Annotated in this window: 24 protein-coding genes, 1 tRNA gene and 1 pseudogene; 14 read left to right on the top strand and 12 right to left on the bottom strand. The window is 60.5% G+C overall.

Annotation, left to right across the window (positions count from 1 at the left end; all coding sequences use genetic code 11):
* The first annotated feature begins 22 nt into the window (after positions 1-22).
* From ffh to E4P32_RS18230, 3 genes are all read left to right on the top strand, one after another.
* On the top strand, positions 23-1,390 hold the full coding sequence (gene ffh / locus E4P32_RS18220; protein WP_116436621.1) for a signal recognition particle protein: 1,368 nt from the start codon (positions 23-25) through the stop codon (positions 1,388-1,390).
* A 224-nt stretch (positions 1,391-1,614) separates the two neighbouring features.
* Entirely contained in the window at positions 1,615-2,073 is a 459-nt protein-coding gene (locus tag E4P32_RS18225) for an SWIB/MDM2 domain-containing protein (RefSeq protein WP_116436622.1), read from the top strand.
* A gap of 206 nt (positions 2,074-2,279) precedes the next feature.
* Positions 2,280-2,705 (top strand): hypothetical protein, encoded by a 426-nt coding sequence (locus tag E4P32_RS18230; RefSeq protein ID WP_116436623.1) that lies wholly within the window; start codon positions 2,280-2,282, stop codon positions 2,703-2,705.
* A 62-nt stretch (positions 2,706-2,767) separates the two neighbouring features.
* Here the strand turns inward: E4P32_RS18230 and E4P32_RS18235 are convergent, their stop codons facing one another.
* Positions 2,768-3,427, bottom strand: coding sequence for a lytic transglycosylase domain-containing protein (locus tag E4P32_RS18235; RefSeq protein ID WP_116436624.1), 660 nt, complete (start codon positions 3,425-3,427; stop codon positions 2,768-2,770).
* A 17-nt stretch (positions 3,428-3,444) separates the two neighbouring features.
* Positions 3,445-5,169: a proline--tRNA ligase gene (locus E4P32_RS18240; protein WP_116436625.1), complete on the bottom strand. Its 1,725-nt coding sequence runs from the start codon at positions 5,167-5,169 to the stop codon at positions 3,445-3,447.
* 237 nt (positions 5,170-5,406) lie between these two features.
* On the opposite strand from E4P32_RS18240, the gene E4P32_RS18245 reads away from it, so the two are divergent.
* On the top strand, positions 5,407-6,000 hold the full coding sequence (locus E4P32_RS18245; protein ID WP_116436626.1) for an RNA pyrophosphohydrolase: 594 nt from the start codon (positions 5,407-5,409) through the stop codon (positions 5,998-6,000).
* A gap of 6 nt (positions 6,001-6,006) precedes the next feature.
* A complete protein-coding gene (locus E4P32_RS18250) occupies positions 6,007-6,573 on the top strand; it encodes a CNP1-like family protein (RefSeq protein ID WP_233526774.1) in 567 nt (188 codons plus the stop codon).
* Between the two features lie 75 nt (positions 6,574-6,648).
* On the opposite strand, the gene proB is transcribed toward E4P32_RS18250, so the two are convergent.
* From proB to rplU, 4 genes are all read right to left on the bottom strand, one after another.
* Positions 6,649-7,767, bottom strand: coding sequence for a glutamate 5-kinase (proB, locus tag E4P32_RS18255; protein WP_116436627.1), 1,119 nt, complete (start codon positions 7,765-7,767; stop codon positions 6,649-6,651).
* 120 nt (positions 7,768-7,887) lie between these two features.
* On the bottom strand, positions 7,888-8,997 hold the full coding sequence (obgE, locus tag E4P32_RS18260; protein WP_116436628.1) for a GTPase ObgE: 1,110 nt from the start codon (positions 8,995-8,997) through the stop codon (positions 7,888-7,890).
* Between the two features lie 384 nt (positions 8,998-9,381).
* Complete coding sequence (rpmA, locus tag E4P32_RS18265) at positions 9,382-9,645, bottom strand: 50S ribosomal protein L27 (protein WP_016834239.1); 264 nt, start codon at positions 9,643-9,645, stop codon at positions 9,382-9,384.
* A 35-nt stretch (positions 9,646-9,680) separates the two neighbouring features.
* The gene (gene rplU, locus E4P32_RS18270; RefSeq protein WP_116436658.1) at positions 9,681-9,992 is read right to left on the bottom strand and encodes a 50S ribosomal protein L21; all 312 of its coding nucleotides are present in this window, start codon (positions 9,990-9,992) and stop codon (positions 9,681-9,683) included.
* A 272-nt stretch (positions 9,993-10,264) separates the two neighbouring features.
* Here rplU and ispB point away from each other — a divergent pair, with 272 nt between their 5' ends.
* The 9 genes and pseudogenes from ispB (at position 10,265) to yacG (ending at position 18,037) form a co-directional block, all read left to right on the top strand.
* The gene (ispB, locus tag E4P32_RS18275; protein ID WP_116436629.1) at positions 10,265-11,254 is read left to right on the top strand and encodes an octaprenyl diphosphate synthase; all 990 of its coding nucleotides are present in this window, start codon (positions 10,265-10,267) and stop codon (positions 11,252-11,254) included.
* Positions 11,255-11,274: 20 nt separating this feature from the next.
* Positions 11,275-11,351 (top strand) — tRNA-Pro (locus tag E4P32_RS18280).
* 165 nt (positions 11,352-11,516) lie between these two features.
* Positions 11,517-12,815 carry an HlyC/CorC family transporter gene (locus E4P32_RS18285; RefSeq protein ID WP_116436630.1) on the top strand — a complete coding sequence of 433 codons (1,299 nt, stop codon included), beginning with the start codon at positions 11,517-11,519 and terminating at the stop codon, positions 12,813-12,815.
* 212 nt (positions 12,816-13,027) lie between these two features.
* A pseudogene (locus E4P32_RS18290) lies at positions 13,028-14,179 on the top strand (ATPase, T2SS/T4P/T4SS family); the annotation flags it as partial.
* A gap of 22 nt (positions 14,180-14,201) precedes the next feature.
* Entirely contained in the window at positions 14,202-15,404 is a 1,203-nt protein-coding gene (locus tag E4P32_RS18295) for a type II secretion system F family protein (RefSeq protein WP_116436632.1), read from the top strand.
* Positions 15,404-16,267 carry an A24 family peptidase gene (locus E4P32_RS18300; RefSeq protein WP_116436633.1) on the top strand — a complete coding sequence of 288 codons (864 nt, stop codon included), beginning with the start codon at positions 15,404-15,406 and terminating at the stop codon, positions 16,265-16,267. Before E4P32_RS18295 ends, E4P32_RS18300 begins: the two co-directional genes overlap by 1 nt.
* Positions 16,267-16,917 carry a dephospho-CoA kinase gene (gene coaE / locus E4P32_RS18305; protein WP_116436634.1) on the top strand — a complete coding sequence of 217 codons (651 nt, stop codon included), beginning with the start codon at positions 16,267-16,269 and terminating at the stop codon, positions 16,915-16,917. The genes E4P32_RS18300 and coaE overlap by 1 nt, the downstream gene beginning before the upstream one ends.
* A 142-nt stretch (positions 16,918-17,059) precedes the next feature.
* Positions 17,060-17,815, top strand: a complete 756-nt coding sequence (gene zapD / locus E4P32_RS18310; RefSeq protein WP_116436635.1) for a cell division protein ZapD — start codon at positions 17,060-17,062, stop codon at positions 17,813-17,815.
* A gap of 33 nt (positions 17,816-17,848) precedes the next feature.
* Entirely contained in the window at positions 17,849-18,037 is a 189-nt protein-coding gene (gene yacG / locus E4P32_RS18315) for a DNA gyrase inhibitor YacG (RefSeq protein ID WP_116436636.1), read from the top strand.
* A gap of 55 nt (positions 18,038-18,092) precedes the next feature.
* On the opposite strand, the gene E4P32_RS18320 is transcribed toward yacG, so the two are convergent.
* The 6 genes from E4P32_RS18320 to secA form a co-directional block, all read right to left on the bottom strand.
* Entirely contained in the window at positions 18,093-18,509 is a 417-nt protein-coding gene (locus E4P32_RS18320; RefSeq protein ID WP_116436637.1) for an NUDIX domain-containing protein, read from the bottom strand.
* Between the two features lie 268 nt (positions 18,510-18,777).
* Positions 18,778-19,653, bottom strand: coding sequence for an ATP-binding protein (locus E4P32_RS18325; protein WP_116435733.1), 876 nt, complete (start codon positions 19,651-19,653; stop codon positions 18,778-18,780).
* Positions 19,654-19,901: 248 nt separating this feature from the next.
* Positions 19,902-21,137: a bifunctional glutamate N-acetyltransferase/amino-acid acetyltransferase ArgJ gene (argJ, locus tag E4P32_RS18330; protein WP_116435734.1), complete on the bottom strand. Its 1,236-nt coding sequence runs from the start codon at positions 21,135-21,137 to the stop codon at positions 19,902-19,904.
* 78 nt (positions 21,138-21,215) lie between these two features.
* Positions 21,216-21,896: a DUF2272 domain-containing protein gene (locus E4P32_RS18335; protein ID WP_233526736.1), complete on the bottom strand. Its 681-nt coding sequence runs from the start codon at positions 21,894-21,896 to the stop codon at positions 21,216-21,218.
* Positions 21,897-21,972: 76 nt separating this feature from the next.
* On the bottom strand, positions 21,973-22,293 hold the full coding sequence (gene sugE, locus E4P32_RS18340) for a quaternary ammonium compound efflux SMR transporter SugE (RefSeq protein ID WP_029363820.1): 321 nt from the start codon (positions 22,291-22,293) through the stop codon (positions 21,973-21,975).
* Between the two features lie 167 nt (positions 22,294-22,460).
* Positions 22,461-25,232 carry a preprotein translocase subunit SecA gene (gene secA, locus E4P32_RS18345; RefSeq protein WP_116435735.1) on the bottom strand — a complete coding sequence of 924 codons (2,772 nt, stop codon included), beginning with the start codon at positions 25,230-25,232 and terminating at the stop codon, positions 22,461-22,463.
* Positions 25,233-25,379 lie beyond the last annotated feature (147 nt).

Raw genomic sequence — 25,379 nt, forward strand, 5'->3', positions numbered from 1 at the left:
TTCTTCAAGATAACGGTTCATCATGCTCGACAATCTCACCCAACGCCTTGCCAAAGTCGTCAAAACCATGCGCGGCGAGGCGCGCCTGACCGAATCCAATACCGCCGAGATGCTGCGCGAAGTGCGCCTGGCGCTGCTCGAGGCCGACGTCGCCCTGCCGGCCGTGCGCGAGTTCATCGCCAAGGTCAAGGAAAGAGCCCTCGGCGAAGAAGTCATCGGTTCGCTGACCCCGGGCCAGGCGCTGGTCGGCGTGGTCCAACGCGAGCTGGCCAGCCTGATGGGCGCCGACCTCGGTCCGGCAGCCTCGCAGCTCAACTTCGCCACCCAACCGCCGGCGATCATTCTGATGGCCGGTCTGCAGGGCGCCGGTAAAACCACTACCGTCGGCAAGCTCGCCAAGTACTTGCGCGAAACCACCAAGAAAAAAGTCCTGACCGTCTCCGCCGACGTCTACCGTCCGGCCGCGATCGGCCAGCTGGAAACCGTGACGGCCCAGGCCGGCGCCGACTTCTTCCCGACCAAGACCACCGACAAGCCGGTCGACATCGCCCTGGCTGCACTCGATTACGCCAAGCGCCATTTCCATGATGTGCTGATCATCGACACCGCCGGCCGTCTCGGCATCGACGAAGCGATGATGCAGGAAATCAGCGCCGTGCACGCGGCCGTCAAGCCGATCGAAACCCTGTTCGTGGTCGACGCCATGCTCGGCCAGGACGCCATCAATACCGCCAAGGCCTTCAGCGACGCACTGCCGCTGACCGGTATCGTGCTGACCAAGCTGGACGGCGACTCGCGCGGCGGCGCCGCCTTGTCGGTGCGCCACATCACCGGCAAGCCGATCAAGTTCGCCGGCGTGGCCGAAAAACTCGACGGTCTGGAAGCCTTCGATCCAAGCCGCATGGCCAACCGCATCCTCGGCATGGGCGACATCCTGGCGCTGGTCGAAGAAGCACGCAAAGGCGTCGACGTCGCTGCTGCAAACGACCTCGCACAAAAGATCAAGGGTGGCGGCAAGTTCGACCTCAACGACTTCAAGGCCCAGCTCGGCCAGATGAAAAAGATGGGCGGCATGGCCGGCCTGCTGGACAAACTGCCGGCCCAGATGCAGCAAGCCGCCGGCAAGACCAACATGGACCAGGCTGAAAAACAGGTGCGCCGCATGGAAGGCATCATCAACTCGATGACGCTGCAGGAGCGCGCCAAGCCGGAACTGATCAAGGCTACGCGCAAGCGTCGCATCGCCGCCGGCGCCGGTGTGCAGGTGCAGGAAGTCAATCGCATGCTGGCCCAGTTCGACCAGATGCAGACCATGATGAAGAAGCTCAAAGGCGGCGGCATGATGAAGATGATGCGCAGCATGAAAGGCATGATGCCGGGCATGCGCTGAGACCGCTTTGAAGGGTGTCCCGGCACAGTGCGAAAGCCGCGCCGGGCGGCTTTTTGAGAGGAGCGAAGCGGGTTTTCGCAATCGTCGTTGCTTATAGCGTGCTTTCGCCCCGAAAAGCGCTAAAAAACACTTGCATCGCCGGGAAAACCGCACCACTATTGCTGGTGCGTGATTTGCGCATTCAACTCTTTCCTTGCTTGATCTCTTATTAAGGAGGCTTACAGATGGCCACAGCCAAAAAACCCGCAGCCGCAGCGAAGAAGCCCGTAGCAAAAGCAGCACCGAAAGCAGCACCGAAGAAAGCAGTCGCAGCACCGAAAAAGGCAGCACCAAAAGCAGCAGCAAAGCCTGCAGTAAAAGCCGCCGCACCAAAGAAGGCCGCAGCACCAAAAGCAGCAGCCAAGCCGGCAGCAAAGAAACCAGCCGTCAAACGTACTCCCAACGCCGCCTTCATGAAGCCGCTGACACCGTCCGCAGCGCTGGCTGAAGTCGTGGGCGCGAAACCTCTGCCACGTACTGAAGTGACCAAGAAGGTCTGGGAATACATCAAGAAACACAATCTGCAAAACCCTGAGAACAAGCGCAATATCGACGCGGACGACAAGTTGAAAGTCGTGTTCGGCGGCAAGAAACAGGTATCGATGTTTGAAATGACCAAGCTGATTTCCGGCCATTTGAAATAAGCAATACAGGTTTTTGCAGACTTCCTTGCAAAACAAAAACGCCCGCAACGCGCGGGCGTTTTTGTTTTTGGGCGTGCTTCAGGCACGCACAGTGTCATGCACCGACAGTGCATTCCTACAGGACGCCGATATCTCTGTCGCCGGCTGAACTTTGGGTTTTCGGCCGGAGTCTAGATCTCATGGACGTCACCTGAAAGGACTCTAGCATGACATTCTCTCAACAGAATCTGGCCCATCCGGGCCTGCGCAAGACAGCTGCAGCACTGAGCATCGCCGCAGCAGGTTTGCTCGCCGCCACCTGCGCTTTCGCGGCCGGCAAGAGCAACACCGAACTCGATGCGCAATATCAACGTGAAAAAGCCGTCTGCACCAGCGGCCAGTCCAACCAGGACAAGGCGACCTGTCTGCGCGAAGCCGGCGCCGCCTATCAGCAGGCCAAGCAAGGCAAGCTGAATGACGGCCAGCAGGCGCAATACTCCTCGAACGCAGTGGACCGCTGCAAGAGCCTGCCCGCCAGTGATCAGGCGGATTGCCAGCGCCGCATCCAAAGCCCGAGCGATGTGGAGGGCAGCGCGCCTTCCGGCGGCATCCTGCGCAAGGATGTGACGATCGTGCCGGCGACGACGCAGTAACGGCAAGATTTGCAGTAAACGATTTACCCGGCAGACTGGACTAGCGACGCCGACAGAGGGAATCAGCGCACGATGGTTGCGGCGCTGGTTCCCTCTCCTTTTTGCGCGGTGGAATCACCATACTCCCAGCGCTTCCACGCACTCAAGACCGCATTCGGATACTCGCCCTGGCCACGACTGCCGTTGTAACGCCCCAGCGCCATGAAATAGTCGCCGCCTTCCTGGTCGAGATAGAGCCGCAAAATCACGCAGCCGTAGCGCAGATTGCTGCGCATGTGGAACAGCTTGCGGCGGTCGCCGTCGCCAATGACGCGCGTCCAGAACGGCATCACCTGCATGTAGCCGGTGGCGCCGGCCGACGAGATCGCATATTTGCGGAAAGCCGATTCGACCTGGATCAACCCGAGCACGAGGGCCGGATCGAGTCCTGCACGGCGCGCTTCATACCAGGCGCTTTCCAGCAACTCCAGACGGCCGCGCCGGTCAGGGACGATCTCGCGCAGACGATCGGACATCTCGCCCAGCCAGTTGAGGTAGGCGATACGTTCTTCGATGGTGGAAAATTGCGGCTTCGGCGGACGGGCGTCCGCCACCGCTTGCGTGAGCACCGAGCGGAGCGAATTCGCCAGTTGCTCTTCTTTTTGATTGCCGGCGTGGGCGGCAATGGCAACAAGCCATTGCAGACCGCACACCTGCATCAGGACGAACCGGGCAAACCGCATCCGGCGGCGAGCTCCGATCAGGCCAGCTTGCCCTTGATGAACGCCAGCGCGTCGGCCAGCGGCACCGGTGTCGCTGCAGTGTCGCGACGTCCCTGGTATTCAATCTGGCCGTCCTTGAGACCGCGATCGCCGATGACGACGCGGTGTGGCACGCCGATCAGTTCCCAGTCCGCAAACATGGCGCCCGGGCGTTCACCGCGGTCGTCCAGGATGACGTCGACACCGGCGGCGACCAGCGCGTCGTAGAGCTTGTCAATTTCAGTCTTGACCGCTTCGCTGCGGTCATAGCCCATCGGGCACAGCACCACTTCGAACGGCGCCAGCGTGGCCGGCCAGATGATGCCCTTGTCGTCGAAATTCTGCTCGATGGCGGCGCCCAGAATGCGCGTGACGCCGATGCCGTAGCAACCCATTTGCAGCGGTTGCGGCTTGCCGGCTTCGTCGAGGTAAGTCGCCTTCATCGATTCCGAATAGGCGGTGCCGAGCTGGAACACGTGACCGACTTCAATGCCGCGCTGGATCGCCAGCACGCCCTTGCCATCCGGCGAAGCGTCGCCTTCGACGACGTTGCGGATATCGGCGACGACAGGCTCAGGCAGATCGCGGCCCCAGTTGGCGCCGGTGAAGTGGAAGTCGGCTTCATTGGCGCCGCAGACGAAATCGTTCATGTTGGCGACGGTGCGGTCGGCCACGACCTTGACCGGCTTTTTGGTGCCGATCGGGCCGAGGTAGCCCGGCGGCGTGCCGAACCATTCGACGATCTCGGCTTCATTGGCGAAACGATAGCCCGCCAGGCCGGGGATCTTGCCGGCTTTGACTTCGTTGAGTTCGTGATCGCCGCGCAGCAGCAGCAGCCAGACTTCCTTGTCTTCCGGCTTTTCCTTCTCGACGGTCAGCACGATGGACTTGATGGTGCGCTCCAGCGGCAGCTTGAGCAGCTCGGCCACCGCTTCGCACTTGGCCTTGCCCGGTGTCGCAGTCTTGGTCAGCGCTTCTGTGGCCGCACCGCGCGTGGCGTTGACGGCAACTGCTTCGGCCGCTTCCATGTTGGCGGCGTAGTCGGAAGTCGGGCAATACACCAGCGCATCTTCGCCGGTGGCGGCGATGACGTGGAATTCATGCGAACCGGAACCGCCGATGGCGCCGTTGTCGGCGGCGACCGCGCGGAACTGCAAGCCGAAGCGCGTGAAAATGCGGACGTAGGCGTCATACATGACCTGATAGGACTTCTTCAGGCCGTCGATGTCGCGGTCGAAGGAGTAGGCGTCCTTCATGGTGAATTCGCGGCCGCGCATCAGGCCGAAACGCGGACGGCGCTCGTCGCGGAATTTGGTCTGGATGTGATAGAAGTTGACCGGCAACTGCTTGTAGCTGCGCAGCTCGGTGCGGGCAACATCGGTAACCACTTCTTCCGAGGTCGGCTGGATGGCGAAGTCGCGGCCGTGGCGATCCTTCACGCGCATGAGTTCGGCGCCCATCTTGTCCCAACGGCCTGTTTCCTGCCACAGCTCGGCCGGCTGCACTACCGGCATCAGCAATTCGATGGCGCCGGAGCGGTTCATTTCCTCGCGCACGATCGCTTCCACCTTGCGGATTACCTTCAGGCCCATCGGCATGTACGTGTAGATCCCGGAGCCGAGCCGCTTGATCATCCCGGCCCGCATCATCAGCTTGTGGCTGACGATTTCGGCGTCGGAAGGAGCTTCTTTCAAGGTGGAAATAAAAAATCGGGAGGCGCGCATGACGATGAGTTCTTTTTAAAAGAGGAAGGTTTATAATCAACCTAATTTTAAAGGATTAGCTGGCTGATGCGCCCACTCTTTGCATATTTGATCCCTGTTTCATGCACATCGCAGGTTGATGTGCCGGTCTTTGCCGCGCCCGATAAAGGCGCGTGCTGACAATTATCGAGCAATTGCCAGCGGAGGCCGGATAGGGCAAGAGAGGACGCCCTGCCGCAGAAAGTTTTGAGGTACACCATGCTGGATCGAGAAGGCTTCCGCCCGAACGTCGGCATCATCCTGCTCAATGCCCAGAATGAAGTCTGGTGGGGCAAGCGGGTTAGAGAACATTCGTGGCAATTTCCACAAGGCGGAATCAAACATGGCGAAACTCCCGAACAGGCGATGTTTCGCGAACTCGAAGAAGAAATCGGCCTGAAGGCGGAACACGTCAAGATCATCGGTCGCACGCGCGACTGGCTGCGCTATGAGGTGCCCGATCATTTCATCAAGCGTGAAATTCGCGGCCATTATCGCGGGCAAAAGCAGATCTGGTTCCTGCTGCGCATGGTCGGCCGCGATTGCGACGTGAACCTGCGACTGACTTCGCATCCTGAATTCGATGCCTGGCGCTGGCACGACTATTGGGTGCCGCTGGACGTGGTCATCGAGTTCAAACGCGATGTCTATCAGCAGGCGCTCAAGGAGCTGTCACGCTTCCTGGCGAGGCCGCATGCCGGGCATCGTCGTCCCGATGCTGCGGCCAAAGCCGAGCATGTGTCGTCAGATCATCCCGGCAACGCTCAACAGGCGGATCCTTGCGAATCCGCCACTCCGCCCACCACTAAGTGAATCTTCATGTCCCAACGCTTCTGGAATACCTTTGCTTCACACCGACTTGCGCGCATCCTGGCGGCAGGTCTGCTGCTGTGCTCGGCCACGCTCAGTTTCGCTCAGCAGTTGGGCAACTTCGACGAAGAATTCGACGATGAAGAAAAGCCGTGGCAAGAGATCGCCGTGCAGTTGCCGCCCGCACCACTGCCCGAGAATCTCGCCGAGTTCTACGTCGGTCCGACCACCACTTCCAAATCCTATGTCGACCTCAAGTCCCTGAGCATCGGCAGCGACAACGTCGTGCGCTACATCATGGTGACCAAGAGCAGCGGCGGCGCCACCAATATCATCTACTCGGGCATTCGCTGCGAAACTTACGAGATCAAGCAGTACGCCTTTGGTCGCAGCGATGGCAGTTGGTCGCGTTCACGCCACGACAAATGGATACGCATCAAGGATGCCGGCGCCAATCGCCAGGACGCGGCGCTCTACAAGAGCTATTTCTGCCAGATCGGCCTGCTGGACGGCGATCTGAGAAAAATCAGCAACCGCCTGCGTGAAAATCGTCCGATCGATCCGGCCAGAGAGTAAGTCCTGGCGACGCAGAAAGCAAAAGGGGCGCAGCTGAACACTGCGCCCCTTTTGTTTTTCCGGTGGATTTTTACCTTACACCAGCACCAGATTATCGCGATGGATCAGTTCGGACTCTTCGACAAAGCCGAGGATGGACAGGATTTCCGACGAAGGATGACGCACGATGCGGCGCGCATCCGAGCTGGCGTAATTGCTGATGCCGCGCGCCACAGGCTTGCCGCTTGCGTCGACGCAAGTGATGACATCGCCGCGACCGAATTCGCCCGCCACTTCGGTGACGCCGATCGGCAGCAGCGACTTGCCTTCGGCCGTCAGCTTCTGCACGGCACCGTCGTCCAGCACCACGCGACCGGCGGTCTGCAGATGATCGGCCATCCATTGCTTGCGTGCAGTCAGCTGCGCGGTCTGCGCCGTCAATTGCGTGCCGATGGCTTCGCCGGCAGCAAGGCGGCTCAACACGCGCTCTTCACGCCCCCAGGCAATCACGGTGTGCGCGCCCGAGGTGGCGGCGCGCTTGGCCGCGAGTATTTTGGTCAGCATGCCGCCGCGGCCGATGCCGCTGCCGGCACCGCCCGCCATGGCTTCCAGCGTGAGGTCTCCTGCTTTGGCTTCATGCACAAATTGGGCATCGGGATCGCGGCGCGGGTCGGCCGTGTACAGGCCGCGCTGGTCGGTCAGGATGATCAGCGCATCGGCTTCGATCAGATTGGCGACCAGTGCGCCAAGCGTGTCGTTGTCGCCAAACTTGATTTCGTCGGTGACGACAGTGTCATTCTCGTTGATGATCGGCACCACCCCGAAACGCAATAGCGTGAACAAGGTCGAGCGCGCATTGAGATAACGTTCGCGATCGGCCAGGTCGGCGTGCGTAAGCAGCACCTGCGCAGTGCCGAGTTGATGCGCGCGGAAACTGGTTTCGTAGATCTGCGCCAGACCCATCTGGCCGACGGCGGCACAGGCCTGCAATTCGTGCACGCCGGTCGGACGGCGATCGAAGCCGAGGCGTTGCATGCCTTCAGCGATCGCGCCGGAACTGACCAGCACCACTTCCTTGCCAAGCGTGCGCAAGTACGCGATCTGCTCGGCCCACATGGCGATGGCAGCGCTGTCGAGCCCCTTGCCATCGTTGGTCACGAGCGAGGAACCGACTTTGATGATCAGCCGCTTGGCTTGTTGTATGACGGAATGCATGTTGTTGGAGGAGATCGGCCGGGTCGTAAAATTCAAATGTCCGCCGCACCAGAGGTGTCGACGGACATGCATCGAGAACAAGATAGTAAACGATTTACCTGCAGATTTACCTGCAGAAGATCAGTCGATCACCTTGAAACGCGGGTCGTCCGGATCGATCGAGGAAATGCCGCGCGCTTCTTCGGTCATCTGGGTTTCTTCGGCGCGATGTTCCTGATGGCGCTTGAGTTCCAGATACTTGTAGATTTCATTGATCAGATCTTCACAACCATCGCGCGTCAGCGCGGAGATTTCGAACACCGGACCCTTCCAGCCGAAGCGCTTGACGAAGTCTTTCACACGCTTGGCGCGCTCAGCCTCCGGCACGACGTCGAGCTTGTTGAGCACCAGCCAGCGCGGCTTGTCGAACAGGGAATCATCATACTTCTGCAATTCCTTGACGATGGCCTTGGCTTCCTTGACCGGATCGACCAGATCATCGAACGGCGCCAGATCCACAATGTGCAAGAGCAAACCGGTGCGTTGCAAGTGGCGCAGGAACTGCACGCCCAAACCGGCGCCATCGGCGGCGCCTTCGATCAGGCCCGGGATGTCTGCGATGACGAAGCTTTTTTCGTGACTGACGCGGACCACACCCAGGTTCGGATGCAGGGTAGTAAATGGGTAGTCGGCAATCTTCGGGCGCGCATTCGAGACGGCCGAGATGAAGGTCGACTTGCCGGCGTTAGGCATGCCCAGCAGACCGACATCGGCCAGCACCTTCAACTCCAGCTTCAATTCGCGGCGTTGACCTTCTTTGCCTTCGGACTTTTGGCGCGGCGCGCGGTTGGTCGAGGTCTTGAAATGGATATTGCCCCAGCCGCCTTCGCCGCCTTGCGCCAGCAGCACGACTTGTTCATGCTCGGTCAGATCGGCGATGTGCTCGCCGGTGACGTGATCGACGATCAGCGTGCCCACCGGCATGCGCAAGAAGATATCGTCGGCGCCCTTGCCGTAGCAATCCGAGCCGCGGCCGTTTTCGCCGTTGCGCGCTTTGTGCAGCTTGGAATAACGATAGTCGATCAGGGTGTTGACGTTACGGTCGGCGACCGCCCAGATACTGCCGCCCTTGCCGCCGTCGCCGCCGTCGGGACCACCGAACGGACGGAATTTTTCACGGCAAAAACTGGCAACGCCGTTGCCGCCATCGCCCGCGATCAGTTCGATCTTTGCTTCGTCGATAAACTTCATGATTGTTACCGCTAACTTAAAAGTAAGAAGCTCTGCTTAAAATAAACTTAGCCGGGCAAGCGGTAGGCATCAATGAAGACCGTTCGCCGGAGACAGTGTCCGAACGACAGCGGCGCCAAGAAGAAAACAGCATGGGCCATGAGATCGGAACACGGGTAGCTTAGGCAGAGATTCCTAGAGCTACAAGTACAGTCGCGTCAGCCGCGCCGATGGTTACGTTGATCACGTTAGTCACACCGGACGACAGGCCTGCGCGCTGCAGGATGAAAACAAAACCAGACAGCTAAAAACTAAAAAAGGCTCCACCAGAGGCAGAGCCTTAAAACAACTTTTGCTAAGGCTTGCGCCTTATGTAGTCACTAATGTGCAGGACTCAAGTAAAACTTAAGCAGCCGCTGCAACAACAGTAACGTACTGGCGCTTCGCAACGCCCTTGATCACGAACTGGACTTTACCTTCTGTCAAAGCGAACAGAGTGTGGTCCTTGCCCATGCCAACGTTTTCACCAGGATGAACCTTGGTGCCGCGTTGACGAATGATGATGCCGCCAGCGTTGATCGCTTGGCCGCCATAGACCTTGACGCCGAGTCGCTTCGACTCTGAATCACGGCCGTTGCGCGTAGTGCCGCCGCCTTTTTTATGTGCCATTTAAGGACTCCTTGTATCTAGTTTGACCTGCGCTATTAAGCGTTGATCGAGACGATTTGCAGTTCGGTGTAATTCTGGCGATGGCCTTGACGCTTCTGATAATGCTTACGACGACGCATTTTGAAGATCTTGACCTTGTCGTGGCGACCCTGCGCTATGACAGTAACCAGCACCGTTGCACCCTCGACCAATGGCGCACCGAATTTAACGGTATCGCCTGCGCCCACTGCGAGCACTTGATCCAAAGTGATTTGGGAGCCAATGTCTGCCGGTATCTGTTCTACTTTAAATTTTTCACCAGCGACAACTTTGTATTGTTTGCCCCCGGTTTTTATGACCGCGTACATGTGAAACCTCATCGAAAATGAATGAATAAATTTTCTTTTTCTCCTCTGCTGGGCCCATGAAAAGCGGCTTTCGAATCGGGAAAACCTCCAATTATACATAGACTTAGCCTGCTCGTCAAAAGCTCTTGACTTCCGTGTGCAACACCTGATGAAAATGGCAATACGGCAATTTCCATCAGGAAAAAGCACAATTCGAAACAGTCGCGGCGGTACGTGGCAGTCCCTTTGTCATCGTATAATCACGGCAATCTTGATTTTTCACAGGTTCAGCCTTGTCCGCCGCTCTCCAAACCGCTACGCCCAATTCCTTCATTGACCCGATAGCTGCCGATATGGGCGAGGTCAATACCGTTATCCGTCAGCAACTTTATTCCGAAGTCCCGCTGGTGAATCAGGTTTCGGAGTACATCATCAGCGCCGGCGGCAAGCGCATCCGGCCCGTGCTGGTGCTGCTGATCGCCAATGCCTACGCTTATAAAGGCAAGGCCCACCACTCGCTGGCGGCCGTGATCGAATTCATCCATACCGCGACCCTGCTGCACGACGACGTTGTTGACGAATCGTCATTGCGCCGCGGCAAGGAAACCGCCAATGCCCTGTTTGGCAATGCCGCCTCGGTACTGGTGGGCGACTTCCTGTATTCGCGCGCCTTCCAGATGATGGTGACCGTGGGCAACGCCCGCGTCATGCAAATCGTCGCCGATGCCACCAACGTGATCGCCGAAGGCGAAGTGCTGCAATTGCTCAATATGCACAACCCGGACGTCAACGAAGAAGATTACCTGCGCGTGATCCGTTCCAAGACCGCCAAGTTGTTTGAAGCCGCCGCCCAGCTGGGCGCGTTGATCTCCGGCGCCGACGAAGCCGGTATCGAAGCGGCAGGTGAATACGGCCGTTCGCTGGGCACCGCGTTCCAGTTGATCGACGACGTGCTGGACTATTCCGGCAACGCCGCCGAAATCGGCAAGAACGTCGGCGACGACCTGCGCGAAGGCAAGCCGACACTGCCGCTGATCTATCTGATGGAAAACGGCACCGCCGAACAGCGCGAGCTGGTGCGCAGCTGTATCGAGAACGGCGACGAGCAGCATTTCAACGAGATTCTGGCCGCCATTACGAGCTCGGGCGCGCTCGACTACACCCGCCAGGAAGCGCAAAAAGCGGCACGCCGCGCAGCCGACGCGGTGCAGTCGCTGCCCGATAGCAAGTACAAAAATTCTTTGCTAGAATTATCAACGTTCGCGGTTGATCGCAATCACTGATCGACCCCGACACACCCAGTCGGGGTGTAGCTTAGCCCGGTAGAGCGCTACGTTCGGGACGTAGAGGCCGGAGGTTCGAATCCTCTCACCCCGACCAGGTTTCCCGAGTTTCATGACGCATGTTTTTCAGCAGGCGTCGCAGGTCCCCCCTAAGTTCCCCCTCTGAATTGATGTTAGAATCCAGCTTCGTTTGCGTCACGGAACCGGGCTTGTACCCGTTGCCGGAGCAGGCGACTACATCAACTTCCCTTACGGTGACCCTTTGGATACCGTGCCCATATGGGTGCAAATTCTTGCACTGGCACTTCTGATTCTTTGCTCGGCATTCTTTTCGATGACCGAGACCGCCCTGATGGCTGCCAACCGGCATCGCCTCAGGCATCTAGCCAAGCATGGCAGCAAGCGCGCCATCACGCTGCTGTGGCTGCTTGAACGCACCGATCGCCTGCTGTCGCTGATCCTGATCGCCAACACGCTGATCAATGCCCTGGCGACCGCGCTGGTCACGGCGCTGGCAATCGCCGCCTTCGGCAACCACGAAAAAGTCATCACCATCGCCACCGCCTGCGTGGCCGGCCTGCTGATCATCTTTGCCGAAATCGTGCCGAAGATCATCGGCGCGACTTATCCGGAACGCATCTCGCTGTTCACCGGCTTCTTCCTCAAGCCGCTGATGGCGCTGGCCAAGCCGCTGCTGTGGGTGGTCAACATCATCGTCTCGACGATCCTGCGCATCATCCACATCAAGGCCAGCGGCCGTTCCCACGACCAGCGCCTGTCGCCGGAAGAGCTGCGCTCGATCGTGCTCGAAGGCGGCAACTTCATTCCGCAAAAACACAAGAGCATCCTGCTGAACCTGTTCGACCTCGAGAAGATTTCGGTGGAAGACGTCATGACGCCGCGCGCCCAGGTCGAGGCGCTCAACCTGTCGGTGTCCATCGATGAAATCCGCAACCAGCTGGTCACCTGCTATCACAACAAACTGCCGGTCTATGAAGGCGAGATCAACCAGATCGTCGGCATTCTGCATGTGCGCAAGGCGATCATGCTGTTCAGCCAGGATGAGGAAATCACCAGCGAAGAAATTCGTGCGCTGCTGAGCGCGCCGTATTTCATCCCGCAGGACACCGACGTCTTCACGCAGCTGCAGTACTTCCAGGAAAACCACGAACGCCTTGGCATCATCGTCGACGAGTACGGCGAAGTGCAGGGTCTGGTGACGCTGGAAGACATCATCGAAGAAATGATCGGCGAGTTCACCACCTCGGTGCCGGGCGCCGCGCGCGCCGACAGTTTTGCCTGGAACAAGGACGGCGAATGCCTGCTGGAAGGCGCCACCACCTTGCGCGACATCAACAAGCGCCTGGGCCTGAGCCTGCCGCTGGACGGTCCCAAGACGCTCAACGGCCTGCTGCTCGAATGGCTGCGCGACATCCCTGAAGCCAACGTGTCGGTGCGCATCGCCGGCTGCATCATCGAGATCGTCCAGGTGCAGAACCAGGCCATCAAGGTGGTCAAACTGTTCGCGCCGACCACTGGAAAGACGCCGAAAGCCGAATAGCTACGATTTACAAGGCGGGACGCAAGCCGCATCATCGGTCGCTTCAGGTTCACTCCCGATGCACTCCCGATACGATACGACGATGCCAGCAAGACGCCGGTGCAACGCCGGTCGTTCCCTAGACTCTTGCCGGCACCGTCACCATGCTCCAGCGCGCTTCTGCACTTGCCTCCGCGTCTACGCCCGTCCCTGACTTCGACGACGTCTCCGCCGTCAATTATCTGCAAAAAATCCTGCTCGACGCCATCAACCTCGGCGCCTCGGACCTGCATTTCGAACCGTTTGAAAAGCATTGCCGCATCCGCTTCCGCATCGACGGCCAGTTGCGCGACATGGTCGAGCCGCCGCTGTCGATGAGGGACAAGCTGGCCTCGCACATCAAGATCATCTCCGGTCTCGACATCGCTGAAAAGCGCGTGCCGCAGGACGGCCGCATGAAGCTGGCGCTGTCGTCGACGCGCGCCATCGACTTCCGCGTGTCGACGCTGCCGACGCTGTTCGGCGAGAAGATCGTCATGCGCATCCTCGACGCCAGCCGCTCCCAACTGGGCATCGACACGCTCGGCTACGACGCCGCACAGAAGGAACTGCTGCTGCAGGCGATCCGCCGGCCTTACGGCATGGTGCTGATGACCGGCCCGACCGGTTCGGGCAAGACGATGTCGTTGTACAGTTGCCTCAGCATCCTGAACCAGCCCGGCACCAATATTTCCACGGTCGAGGACCCGGCTGAAATCAGCCTGCCCGGCATCAACCAGGTCAATGTCAACCAGCGCGCCGGGCTGACCTTCCCGATCGCACTGCGCGCCTTCCTGCGCCAGGATCCGGACGTGATCATGGTGGGTGAGATCCGCGACCTCGAGACCGCCGACATCGCCGTCAAGGCGGCGCAGACGGGGCATCTGGTGTTCTCCACGCTACATACCAACGACGCGCCGTCGACGCTCACGCGCCTGATGAACATGGGCGTGCCGGCCTTCAACGTGGCCTCGTCGGTGATCATGATCACCGCACAACGGCTGGCGCGCCGGCTGTGCGCCTGCAAGCAGCCGGCGGACATTCCCGTACAGGCGCTGCGCGAAGCCGGTTTCGGTACGGCAGACCTGAATGGCGGCTGGACCCCGCATCGCGCGGCCGGCTGCCGACGCTGCGGCGGCACCGGCTACAAGGGACGCATCGGGATTTACCAAGTCATGCCGATCAGCGAGGCCATTGAAAGCCTGATCCTGGCCCACGCCACGGCGCCCGACATCGAAGCGCAGGCGGTGCGCGAAGGCGTGCTCACGCTGCGCCAGGCTGGCCTGCAAAAAGTGCGCGAGGGCCTGACCAGCTTGGAGGAGATTCTCGCATGCACCAATCTGTGACAATGTCGCCGGACGCCTCTGCATGACGACGGCACGCGACGAACTCTATGCCTGGGAGGGCCGCGACCGCCAAGGCAAACCCGCACGCGGCGAGATGCGCGCCGGCGGTCCGGCGCTGGTCGGCGCGATGCTGCGACGCCAAGGCATCCAGGCGGCATCGATCCGCAAGAAAAGCGTACAGCGCGACAAGCACATCAGCGAGAAGGACATCGCGCTGTTCACGCGGCAGCTGGCGACCATGCTCAAGGCCGGCGTGCCGTTGCTGCAGGCCTTCGACATCGTCGCGCGCAGCCAGGCCAATCCGGCGCTGGCGCGACTGGTGGCCGGACTGCGCACCGAGGTCGAAGGCGGCAGCGGCCTGCACCAGGCATTCGGCCGCCATCCGCGCCAGTTCGATGCGCTGTATTGCAACCTGGTCGCGGCCGGAGAGCAAGCCGGCCTGCTCGACGAGCTGCTCGCGCGCCTCGCCCATTACAAGGAAAAGACGCTGGCCACGCGCAGCAAGGTACGCGCCGCGCTGGTCTATCCGGTCGCCATCGTGGCGTTCGCCGTGCTGGTGACGTCCATCATCATGATCTGGGTGGTGCCGTCGTTCAAGGAAGTATTCGGCAGCTTCGGCGCCGCATTGCCGCTACCGACGCTGATCGTCATCGCGATCTCGGATTTCCTGACGAAGTACTGGTGGATGCTGATCACCACGATCGGTGGCGCCGGCGCCTGGCTGATACGGGCCTGGCGCAGATCGCCGGCCTTGCGAGCCCGGACGGACCGCTGGCTGCTGCGCCTGCCGGTATTTGGCAATATCGTGCGCAAGGCGGCGCTGGCGCGCTGGAGCCGCACGCTGGCGACGCTGTTTGCCGCCGGCGTGCCGCTGGTCGATGCACTCGTATCTGTGCGCGGCGCGGCCGCCAACGCAGTCTATGCCGAAGCCACCGCTGCCATCGGTCACGATGTCGGCGACGGCGCCAGCCTGGCGGCGGCAATCGAGCGTACCAGCGTGTTCCCCGAGCTGGTCGGACAGATGGTCGCCATCGGCGAAGAATCCGGCGCGCTCGACCAGATGCTGGCCAAAGTCGCCGATTTTTACGAAATCGAGGTCGATGAAGCGGTCGCCGCCATCTCCACACTGATGGAACCCTTTATCATGCTGGTATTGGGCGTCGTCATCGGCGGCCTGGTGATTGCAATGTACTTGCCTATTTTCAAACTGGGATCCGTTATCTGATGTTCGAACTGCTGACTCTTGCCGACGCGCACGGCGGCAACGCCACGACGGCCGCACTGGCCGCTTGCGCAGGACTGCTGATCGGCAGCTTCCTCAACGTCGTGATCCATCGGTTGCCGCGGATGATGCAGCGGGAAGCCGAGAACTACCTGGCCACCGAAGCCGGTCGCAGCCTGCCGCACGGCGAGCGTTACAACCTGTGGACGCCGCGTTCGGCCTGCCCGCATTGCGCCGCGCCGGTCGCGCCCCGACACAATATTCCGCTGTTCGGCTATCTGTTGCTGCGCGGCCGCTGCGCCGCGTGCGGTTCAGCCATCTCGCGCCGCTATCCAGCGGTGGAAATCTTCACCGCGCTGCTGTCGGCGCTGACGGCCTGGCATTTCGGCTTGGGCCTGGAAGGCCTCGCCGCGCTGGCCTTCGTCTCTTTCCTGATTGCCCTGGGCTTCATCGACGCCCACACCCAGTTGCTGCCCGACAGCCTGACGCTGCCGCTGCTGTGGCTGGGCCTGCTGGTCAACCTGGCTGGCGCCTTCGTGCCGCTGGCCGATGCAGTGATGGGCGCAGCGGCCGGTTATCTTGTACTCTGGAGCATTTACTGGATCTTCAGGCTGGCCACCGGCAAGGAAGGCATGGGCTACGGCGACTTCAAGCTGCTGGCGGCGCTCGGCGCCTGGCTCGGCTGGCAGGCGCTGCCCCTGATCCTGGTGCTGGCGTCCTGCACCGGCGCCGTGGTCGGTATCGGCATGGTCATTCTGCGCAAGCACAGCAAGGACCAGACCATTCCGTTCGGCCCGTATCTGGCGCTGGGCGGCGTGCTGATGCTGCTGTACGGCAAATCCCTGCTGCTGTTTGGACTTTATTGATGAACGATATTTCCTCCACCGCCGGCGCGACACCGTTTTCGATCGGCCTGACCGGCGGCATCGGCAGCGGCAAGACCACCGTCGCCAATCTGTTCGGCGAACGCGGCGCCGCGCTGATCGACACCGACGCAATCGCCCATCAGCTGACCACGCCGGGCGGTGCAGCGATTGACGCCATCCGTGCAACATTCGGCGACGACTTCATCGGCGCCGACGGCGCCATGGACCGCGCCCGCATGCGCGCCCATGTGTTCGCCGACGCCGGCGCGCGCAAGCGGCTGGAGGCCGTCCTGCATCCGCTGATCCGCAGCGAGACAGCACGCGCTGCACAAGAGGCGCGCGGCGATTACCTGATCTTCGTAGTGCCGCTGCTGGTCGAGTCGCAGCAATGGCGTACGCGCACCTCGCGCATCCTCGTTGTCGATTGCAGCGAAGACGTCCAGATCGCGCGCGTCATGCAGCGCAACGCCATGACGCGCGCGCAGGTCGAAGCCATCATGGCGGCTCAGGCGACGCGCGCCGAACGGCTCGCCGCCGCCGATGACATCATCGAAAACAATGGCGACACCGCCGCACTCTTGCCCCAAATCGAGCGCCTGCACGCGCTCTATCTGTCGCTGGCGAAAACAAATCGCGATGGGCATTTGTAATTTTCCTCTGCATGGGTCAGAATCACGTAAATTGAACGCGCGTTTTCTCAATATCTGCAATATCTTCAACATTCTGCAATCGTTGAAGACATATTCATAAAGCGCGTTGTCGAATCCGATTCAACTTTAAAGGGACGCAGCTTTGATCGTTTACGAATACCCTTTCAACGAGCGTATTCGCACGCTGTTGCGGTTGGAGGATTTGCACGAGAAGTTCGTGTTCTTCCTGCATCAGGAAAGCCCGCTGCAACATCATGTCGCCCTCTCCACCATTTTCGAGATGCTCGAAGTGGCTGGACGCGCCGACCTCAAATCCGATCTGCTGCAAGAACTGGAACGCCAGAAGCAAATCCTGCTGGCCTACCAATCCAATCCCAACGTCGAAGCCGAGATGCTCAACGCCATCCTGAGCGAAGTCGACCGCGCCAGCGCCGCTTTGGCGGCCTCGCAAGGCCGGACCGGCCAGAATATCCGCGAAAACGAGTGGTTGATGAGTATCCGCGGCCGCACCATCATTCCTGGCGGCGCCTGCGAATTCGACTTGCCGTCTTACTACGCCTGGCAAAAACGCACGGCGCAGCAGCGTTTCACCGACATTTCCAACTGGTTTGCACCGCTGGTGCCGTTGTTCGACGCTGTCGGCATCGTCATGCGACTGCTGCGCGAATCGGGACAGCCGGTCAAAATCAACGCAGAAGGCGGAAGTTACCAGCAGATGCTGCAAGGGAAGATCTATCAGATGTTGCGTCTGGTGCTTGATGAAGAGATGGGCGCGATCCCCGAGATCTCGGCCAACAAATACATGCTGTGGGTGCGCTTCACTTCCCAGGACGGCGACATGAAACCCAAGCCTTTCGAAGGCGAAGTGCCGTTCGAACTGGCGTTGTGCGGATTTTAAGTAAAAGATTCAGATAGAACTCAGGTAGACGTCATGGCAACAATCGTAGACTGCCCCACTTGCGGCACCAAGGTGGAATGGACCGAAAAGAATAAATTCCGGCCGTTTTGCTCGGACCGCTGCAAACAAATCGATCTCGGCGCATGGGCCGAAGAAAAATACGCGATCCCCGCCGTCAACCTGCCGCAGGAACCGGACGAGGACAATTCCTCCGTCCAGTAGTCAGACTCCCGTAGTCAGATTCAGATTCAGACTCCAGCAGACAAACCCGCGCCGGTCAGACCGGCAGCCGCAGCTTGTCGATCCACTCGATCAACGGAATCGTGGCCGGCAGCAACGGCGCGACATCCACGCTGCCCTGCCAAGCAAACGCTTGCCCCTCAAGGCTTTGCGGCTCCCCGCGCCAGTCCCGGCTGATGTAAAAATGCAAACGCACGTGGGCGTGCGGATAAATGTGCTGCACGCCGCACCAGGCTTCGGCCGACACCACTTCAATTCCCAGTTCTTCCAGAAACTCGCGCTTGAGCGCATCCAGCACCGACTCGCCGGCTTCGACCTTCCCGCCGGGAAACTCCCAGTAACCGGCGTACGGCTTGCCTTCGGGACGCTGTCCCAGCAGGACATCGCCGTTCGGCTTCATCAGGATGCCGACGGCGACGTCGATCGGCGGGGTTGCCTCTGTAGCAAGCGTCATGAGAGCGTGTTATGGACTATTTCCGCCCCCGCGCAGTGCCGGGAACGGGTTGGATGCAAGGCGCGACGACACGCCGTAGCGGTGCTACGGCACGAAGGAGCAACGCCGCAGGCGGCCCGTTCCCGGCGCTGCCCGGAGGGTTCAGATGAAAAGGGTGCATTGCGGCGTTGCGGCGCTTGCGCAGGGAACCACCCTGCGCGGCGCACCGCGCCTTGCACTGCATCCCTTTTCATCCGAACGCGGGGGTGGAAATAGTCCATAACACGCTCTAAGCTTTCAGCTTTCCGGCGTAATCCTTGGAGAACTGCCACGCCACACGACCCGAGCGCGAGCTGCGCTGCAGGGCCCAGCGCAGGGCGTCACCGCGCGCCGATTCGATCTGGGCAGCGTCGCAGCCGAAATGACGCAGCCAGTGGGCCACGATCTCGAGATAGTCGTCCTGCTTGAACGGATAAAAGGTCACCCACAGGCCGAAACGCTCGGACAGGGAAATCTTCTCTTCCACCGTTTCGCCCGGATGCAGGTCGCCGTCGTCGGTGTGGGTGTAGGTCGAGTTGTCCGACATGCGCTCGGGCATCAGGTGGCGACGATTGGAGGTCGCGTAGATCAGCACGTTGTCGGACTGCGCCGCGATGCTGCCGTCTAGCGCCACCTTGAGCGCCTTGTAGCCGTTCTCGCCTTCTTCGAAGGACAAGTCATCGCAGAAGATGATGAAGCGTTCCGGACGCGCCGATACCAGGTCGACGATATCGGGCAGGTCGTGCAGGTCGTCCTTGTCCACCTCGATCAGGCGCAGGCCGCGATCGGCGTACTGGTTCAGGCAAGCCTTGATCAGCGAAGACTTGCCGGTGCCGCGCGCACCGGTCAGCAGCACGTTGTTGGCCGGACGGCCGTCGACGAACTGTTTGGTGTTCTGGTCGATCTGCTCCTTTTGCGGCCCGATGTTATGCAGGTCGGACAAGGCGATGAGGGAGATATGGCCGACCGACTGCAGGTAACCGCCGCCGTTGTTGCCATTGCGGCGGCGCCAGCGAAACGCCACGCCCTTGTCCCACTCCACCGACGTCGCCGACTGCGGCAGGATGGATTCGATACGGGCCAGCAAGGCCTCGGCGCGCTGAAGAAACTGATCTAATTGAGTCATGACAAGTGGGCGAAGTGGATCAAGAAATCAAGAAAACGACAGCTCACATTGTGACGGAAACCCGATCCGCCCCGCGTGAATAAAATTCGTGAGAATCGAAAGCCGTTCAACTAAAAAGCATCTCAGGCTCTGAATTCGTTCAGAAGCGTAGCGAGCGGCTCAAGGTCGGTGCGAGAAGCGCAGCCGTACTGAAGTACGGCGAGCATCACAGCGCCGAGATTGAGTCGCGCAGTAGCTTATGAACGAATTCAGGAGCGGTAGTCGGCGTTGATGGTTACATACTCGTGGGACAGGTCGCAGGTCCAGATCGACGCCTTGGCCGTACCGCGCGCCAGCTTCACGCGCACCGTGATCTCGCTCTTCTTCATGACGCGCTGGCCGTCTTCTTCCTTGTAGTCCGGATTGCGGCCGCCGTTCTTGGCGACCCAGACGTCGTCCAGGTAAAGGTTCAGCTTGGAGACGTCGAGATCGTCAACGCCGGCATAGCCGATCGCTGCCAGGATGCGGCCCAGATTCGGATCGGAGGCGAAGAAGGCTGTCTTGACCAGCGGCGAGTGGCCGATCGAGTAGGCGATCTTGCGGCACTCTTCGACGCTGCTGCCGTCTTCCACGGTAACTTCGATGAACTTGGTGGCGCCTTCGCCGTCACGCACGATCTGGTGCGCGAGGTTCTGCGACAGCGCGCTCACGGCGGCGGCCAGTTCCTTGTACTCGGCGCTGTCGGCGCTGGTGATTTCCAGTTCGCCGGCGCCGGTGGCGATCAGCATGAAGGAGTCGTTGGTCGAGGTGTCGCCGTCAATGGTGATGCAGTTGAACGACTGATCCGCGGCATCCTTGACCAACTGGTTCAGCAGCGCCTGCGGCACTTTGGCGTCGAACGCCAGGTAGCCGAGCATGGTCGCCATGTTCGGCTTGATCATGCCGGCGCCTTTGCTGATGCCGGTCATGACGACTTTCTTGCCGGCTATGGTCAGCGTGCGCGAAGCTGCTTTCGGCTGGGTGTCGGTGGTCATGATGGATTCGGCGGCGGCGAACCAGTTGTCGGTCTTCAGGTTGGCGATTGCCGCCGGCAAACCTGCCGTGATGCGATCGACCGGCAGGGGTTCGAGGATGACACCGGTGGAGAACGGTAGCACTTGCTCCGGCTTGAGGCCGAGCAGCCTGGCCAGCTCGGCACAGGTGGCGTTGGCGCGCGCCAGGCCTTCTTCGCCGGTGCCGGCGTTGGCATTCCCGGTGTTGATCACCAGCGCACGGATAGGCGCGGCATCGCTGGCTTGCGCCAGATGCGTCTTGCACACTTGCACCGGTGCGGCGCAGAAACGGTTGAGCGTGAACACGCCGGCAATGGTGGCGCCCGGCGCCAGTTTCATGACCAGCAAGTCCTTGCGGTTGGCCTTGCGTACGCCGGCTTCGGCGTAGCCCAGCTCGATGCCGGCAACGGGTTTCAGATCGGCGGAAACGGGAAGAGGAGAATTGACGGCCATGGTTGTCTAGTCAGCGTTAAAGGTGAAAGGGAATGCGGGAGAGCGTTATTGTAATCGGATCGGATGACCGGAATATTTTTACGGCATCAGATTCTTGGCAACCACGAACCAGGGTCGTCGCGCCAGCGGCAGCAGCCGTGCATTGGCGTCGATGGGAATCAGCGACTCCGATACCGAATTGAAGACGTTGCCGCCGATCACGCCGGCCCAGCCGCGCTCGGGATGGATTTCGTAGACAAGATCGCAATGCCCCGGCAAGCCAGGACGAATATCGTCCAGCGTGGCCGCCTGGTTGGTGTCGCGCGGCGCGCAGATCAGATCACCCGGCGCGATCGGCTCGGTCGCCGCCGGACGCAGCACGAACAGCGGCGCCGGCAAGCTCTGGCGCGCCTTGAGATAACTGAGGTAGTTGAAGTGCACATCGCTGGGCAGGAAGTCATCGGAAGAAATCCCCGCCGCCTGCATCAGGTAGGAAATGAACGCCGCCGACCAGGCCTGCTGGGTGTCGGCGCCGGTGAAGGACTTGCCCACCGATTGCCAGTACATGCCGACGCGCTGCACCGCTTCACCTTCATCTTCCAGCAAACCCAGGCGCGGCGCGCTGAGGAATTCGCCGCGCATGTCGATCTGCTGGCGATCGAAAAACGACCATTCGGTTTCAGCCGCCGCCAGCAAGGCGGCGCGCGGCGGTGCATCCTGACGCACGGCCAACGCGGGAGCGGCCGGCGTCACAGGGGCACTGCCGCACGCAGCCAGCATCAGCAGCACCGCCGTGGCGGCAAGAAATCGGAACGAGTTTGTCGGGAAGCGCATCGCTGCTTTCTTTGTCATGTTGTCATTCCGGGGAAACCACTTTCAAACCGATGATGCCGACGATGATCAGCGCCAGGCAAGCCAACCGCGCCGGCGAGGCCGACTCATGGAACAGCACGATCCCGAGGATGACCGCGCCGACGGCGCCGATGCCGGTCCAGATCGCATAAGCGGTGCTGAGCGGCAGGGTCTTCACCGCCAGCGCCAGCAGACCGACGCTGACGGCCATCGCGGCCAGCGTCGCCACGCTCGGCAACAAGCGCGTGAAGCCGTCGGTGTACTTCAGCCCGACCGCCCACGCCACTTCAAACAAACCCGCCAATACCAGAATGATCCAGGCCATCACTTGTTCCTTTACGCTGCGGGGCCGTCCCCATCGATGGAATCCGGCGCGAGGTCGTCCACGCGACGGACCGGCCTGCATTGGCATTAAGCCTCGGCGCGGCACGGAGAACAAAAGAAAAAGCCGCTCCGAAAATCGGGAGCGGCTTGACGGCAACTGACGCTAATTTACGCCAGCTTGCCGTGACACTGCTTGTACTTCTTGCCGCTGCCGCATGGGCATGGATCGTTGCGGCCAACCTTCGGCAGACCATTGACCAGCGGCTGCTGGGTCTCGTCGTCGGAGGCGGCGTTGGCGGTCGGCGCCAGCAGTTCTTCCGGCGCCGCGTTGGCGTCGAAATCGGCGTGCTGGTAATGCACGTTTTCGACATGCGACTGCGCCAGGTTTTCTTCCGCTTCCTCGATGGCTTCACGGCTTTCGATGCGCACCGTCATGACGATCTTGATCACTTCGTTCTTGATCAGGTCGAGCATCTGGGCGAACAGCTCAAACGCTTCGCGCTTGTATTCCTGCTTCGGATTCTTTTGCGCATAGCCGCGCAAGTGAATACCCTGGCGCAGGTGATCCAGCGCCGCCAGATGTTCACGCCAGTGGCTGTCGATGCTCTGCAGCATGACGCTGCGCTCAAAACCGCTGAACGCTTCGGTGCCGACCACGTCGACCTTGGCCTTGTACGTCGTTGCCGCAGCGGACAGGACGCGTTCGAGCAACTCTTCGTCGGTCAGGTTCGGCTCGGCTTCCAGGATGGCCGTGAGCGGCACGGCCAGTTGCCATTCGTTGGCGAGGGCGGCTTCCAGCGCCGGGATGTCCCATTGCTCTTCGACCGACTCTTCCGGCACGTGAGTGCGGAACGCTTCGGTGAACACGCCTTCGCGCAGCGAAGTGATCATCTCTTCCATTTCGGCGGCTTCCAACAACTCGTTGCGTTGCTGGTAGATCACCTTGCGCTGGTCGTTGGCGACGTCGTCGTATTCCAGCAATTGCTTGCGGATGTCGAAGTTGCGCGCTTCCACCTTGCGCTGCGCCGATTCGATCGAACGCGAGACGATGCCGGCTTCGATCGGTTCGCCTTCCGGCATCTTCAGACGGTCCATGATGGCGCGCACGCGATCGCCGGCGAAGATGCGCAGCAGCGCGTCGTCCAGCGACAGATAGAAACGCGAGGAGCCCGGATCGCCCTGACGACCGGAACGGCCGCGCAACTGATTGTCGACGCGACGCGATTCGTGACGTTCGGTGCCGATGATGTGCAGGCCGCCGGCGCCGACCACGTGGTCGTGCAGCGACTGCCATTCGTCGTGCAGCTTTTGCGCTTGCGCTGCCTTGTCGGCGTCCGACAGGGATGCATCGGCGTCAATGATCTTGATCTGGTTTTCGACGTTGCCGCCCAATACGATGTCGGTACCGCGACCGGCCATGTTGGTGGCGATCGTGATCATCTTGGGACGGCCGGCCTGCGCAATGATTTCCGCTTCGCGCGCGTGTTGCTTGGCGTTGAGGACGTTATGCGGCAGCTTGGACTGGTTCAGGATGCCTGACAGCAGCTCGGAGTTTTCGATCGAAGTCGTACCGACCAATACCGGCTGGCCGCGCTCGTAGCAATCCTGGATGTCCTTGACCATCGCCATGTACTTCTCTTGCGATGTCTTGTAGACCTGATCCTGGCGATCCTTGCGGGCGCTTGGACGGTTCGGCGGAATCACCACAGTTTCCAGGTTGTAGATTTCCTGGAATTCGTAGGCTTCAGTGTCGGCGGTGCCGGTCATGCCGGACAGCTTGCCGTACATGCGGAAATAGTTCTGGAACGTGATCGAGGCCAGCGTCTGATTCTCGTTCTGGATCTTGACGCCTTCCTTGGCTTCGACGGCTTGATGCAGGCCATCGGACCAGCGGCGACCCGTCATCAGGCGGCCGGTGAATTCATCGACGATCACGACTTCGCCGTTCTGCACCACGTATTGCTGATCCTTGTGGTACAGCGTGTGGGCGCGCAGAGCGGCGTACAGGTGATGCACCAGCGAGATGTTGGAAGCGTCGTACAGCGAAGCGCCTTCCGGCAGCAGACCCATGTTGGTCAGGATCTGTTCGGCGTGTTCATGACCGGCTTCGGTCAGCAGGACCTGATGACCCTTTTCGTCCTTGGTGTAATCGCCCGGGACTTCGACCTTGCCCTTGCCGTCCGGCGTTTCGTCACCGATCTGCAGTGTCAGCAGCGGCGGCAGTCCGTTGATCTTGTGGTATAGGTCGGTGTGGTTTTCGGCCTGGCCGGAAATGATCAGTGGAGTGCGCGCTTCGTCGATCAGGATCGAGTCGACTTCATCGACGATGGCGAAATTCAGGCCGCGTTGCACGCGATCGGTCGCATCGAACACCATGTTGTCGCGCAGGTAATCGAAACCGAATTCGTTGTTGGTGCCGTAGGTGATGTCGGAAGCGTAGGCGCCCTGTTTGAGGTCGTGCTCCATCTGCGACAGGTTGACGCCGGTCGACAAGCCGAGCCAGCCGTACAGCTTGCCCATCCATTCGGCATCGCGTTGCGCCAGGTAATCGTTGACGGTGACCACGTGCACGCCCTTGCCCGACAAGGCGTTCAGGTATGCCGGCAGTGTCGCCATCAGGGTCTTGCCTTCACCGGTGCGCATTTCGGCGATCTTGCCGAAGTGCAGCACCATGCCGCCGACCAACTGGACGTCGAAGTGACGCATCTTGAGCACGCGCTTGCTGGCCTCGCGACAGACTGCGAAAGCTTCCGGCAGGATGTCGTCGAGCTTGGTGCCGCTTGCCACGCGCTGTTTGAACTCCGGCGTCTTGGCTTGCAGCTCGGCGTCCGACAGTTTCTCGATGTCCGCTTCGAGCGCATTGATTTGACGGACAATTTTTTGATATTGTTTGAGCAACCGCTGATTGCGGCTACCGAAAATCTGGGTCAGTAATGACATGCTTGGATTCTAAAAAAGCGCCGAAAAATGACTCTGCGCGGCAGTTTTGCCCGCACGGAACCGGAATGAGGCCAATAAACCTTGGATTTTAGCATGCAAGCGGCCCGAGGCAGTGCCCCAGCCGGGCACAGACATGACTGAGACGCT

It is taken from the genome of Herbaspirillum sp. 3R11 (assembly GCF_004563925.1).
Taxonomy (GTDB): Bacteria; Pseudomonadota; Gammaproteobacteria; order Burkholderiales; family Burkholderiaceae_D; genus Herbaspirillum.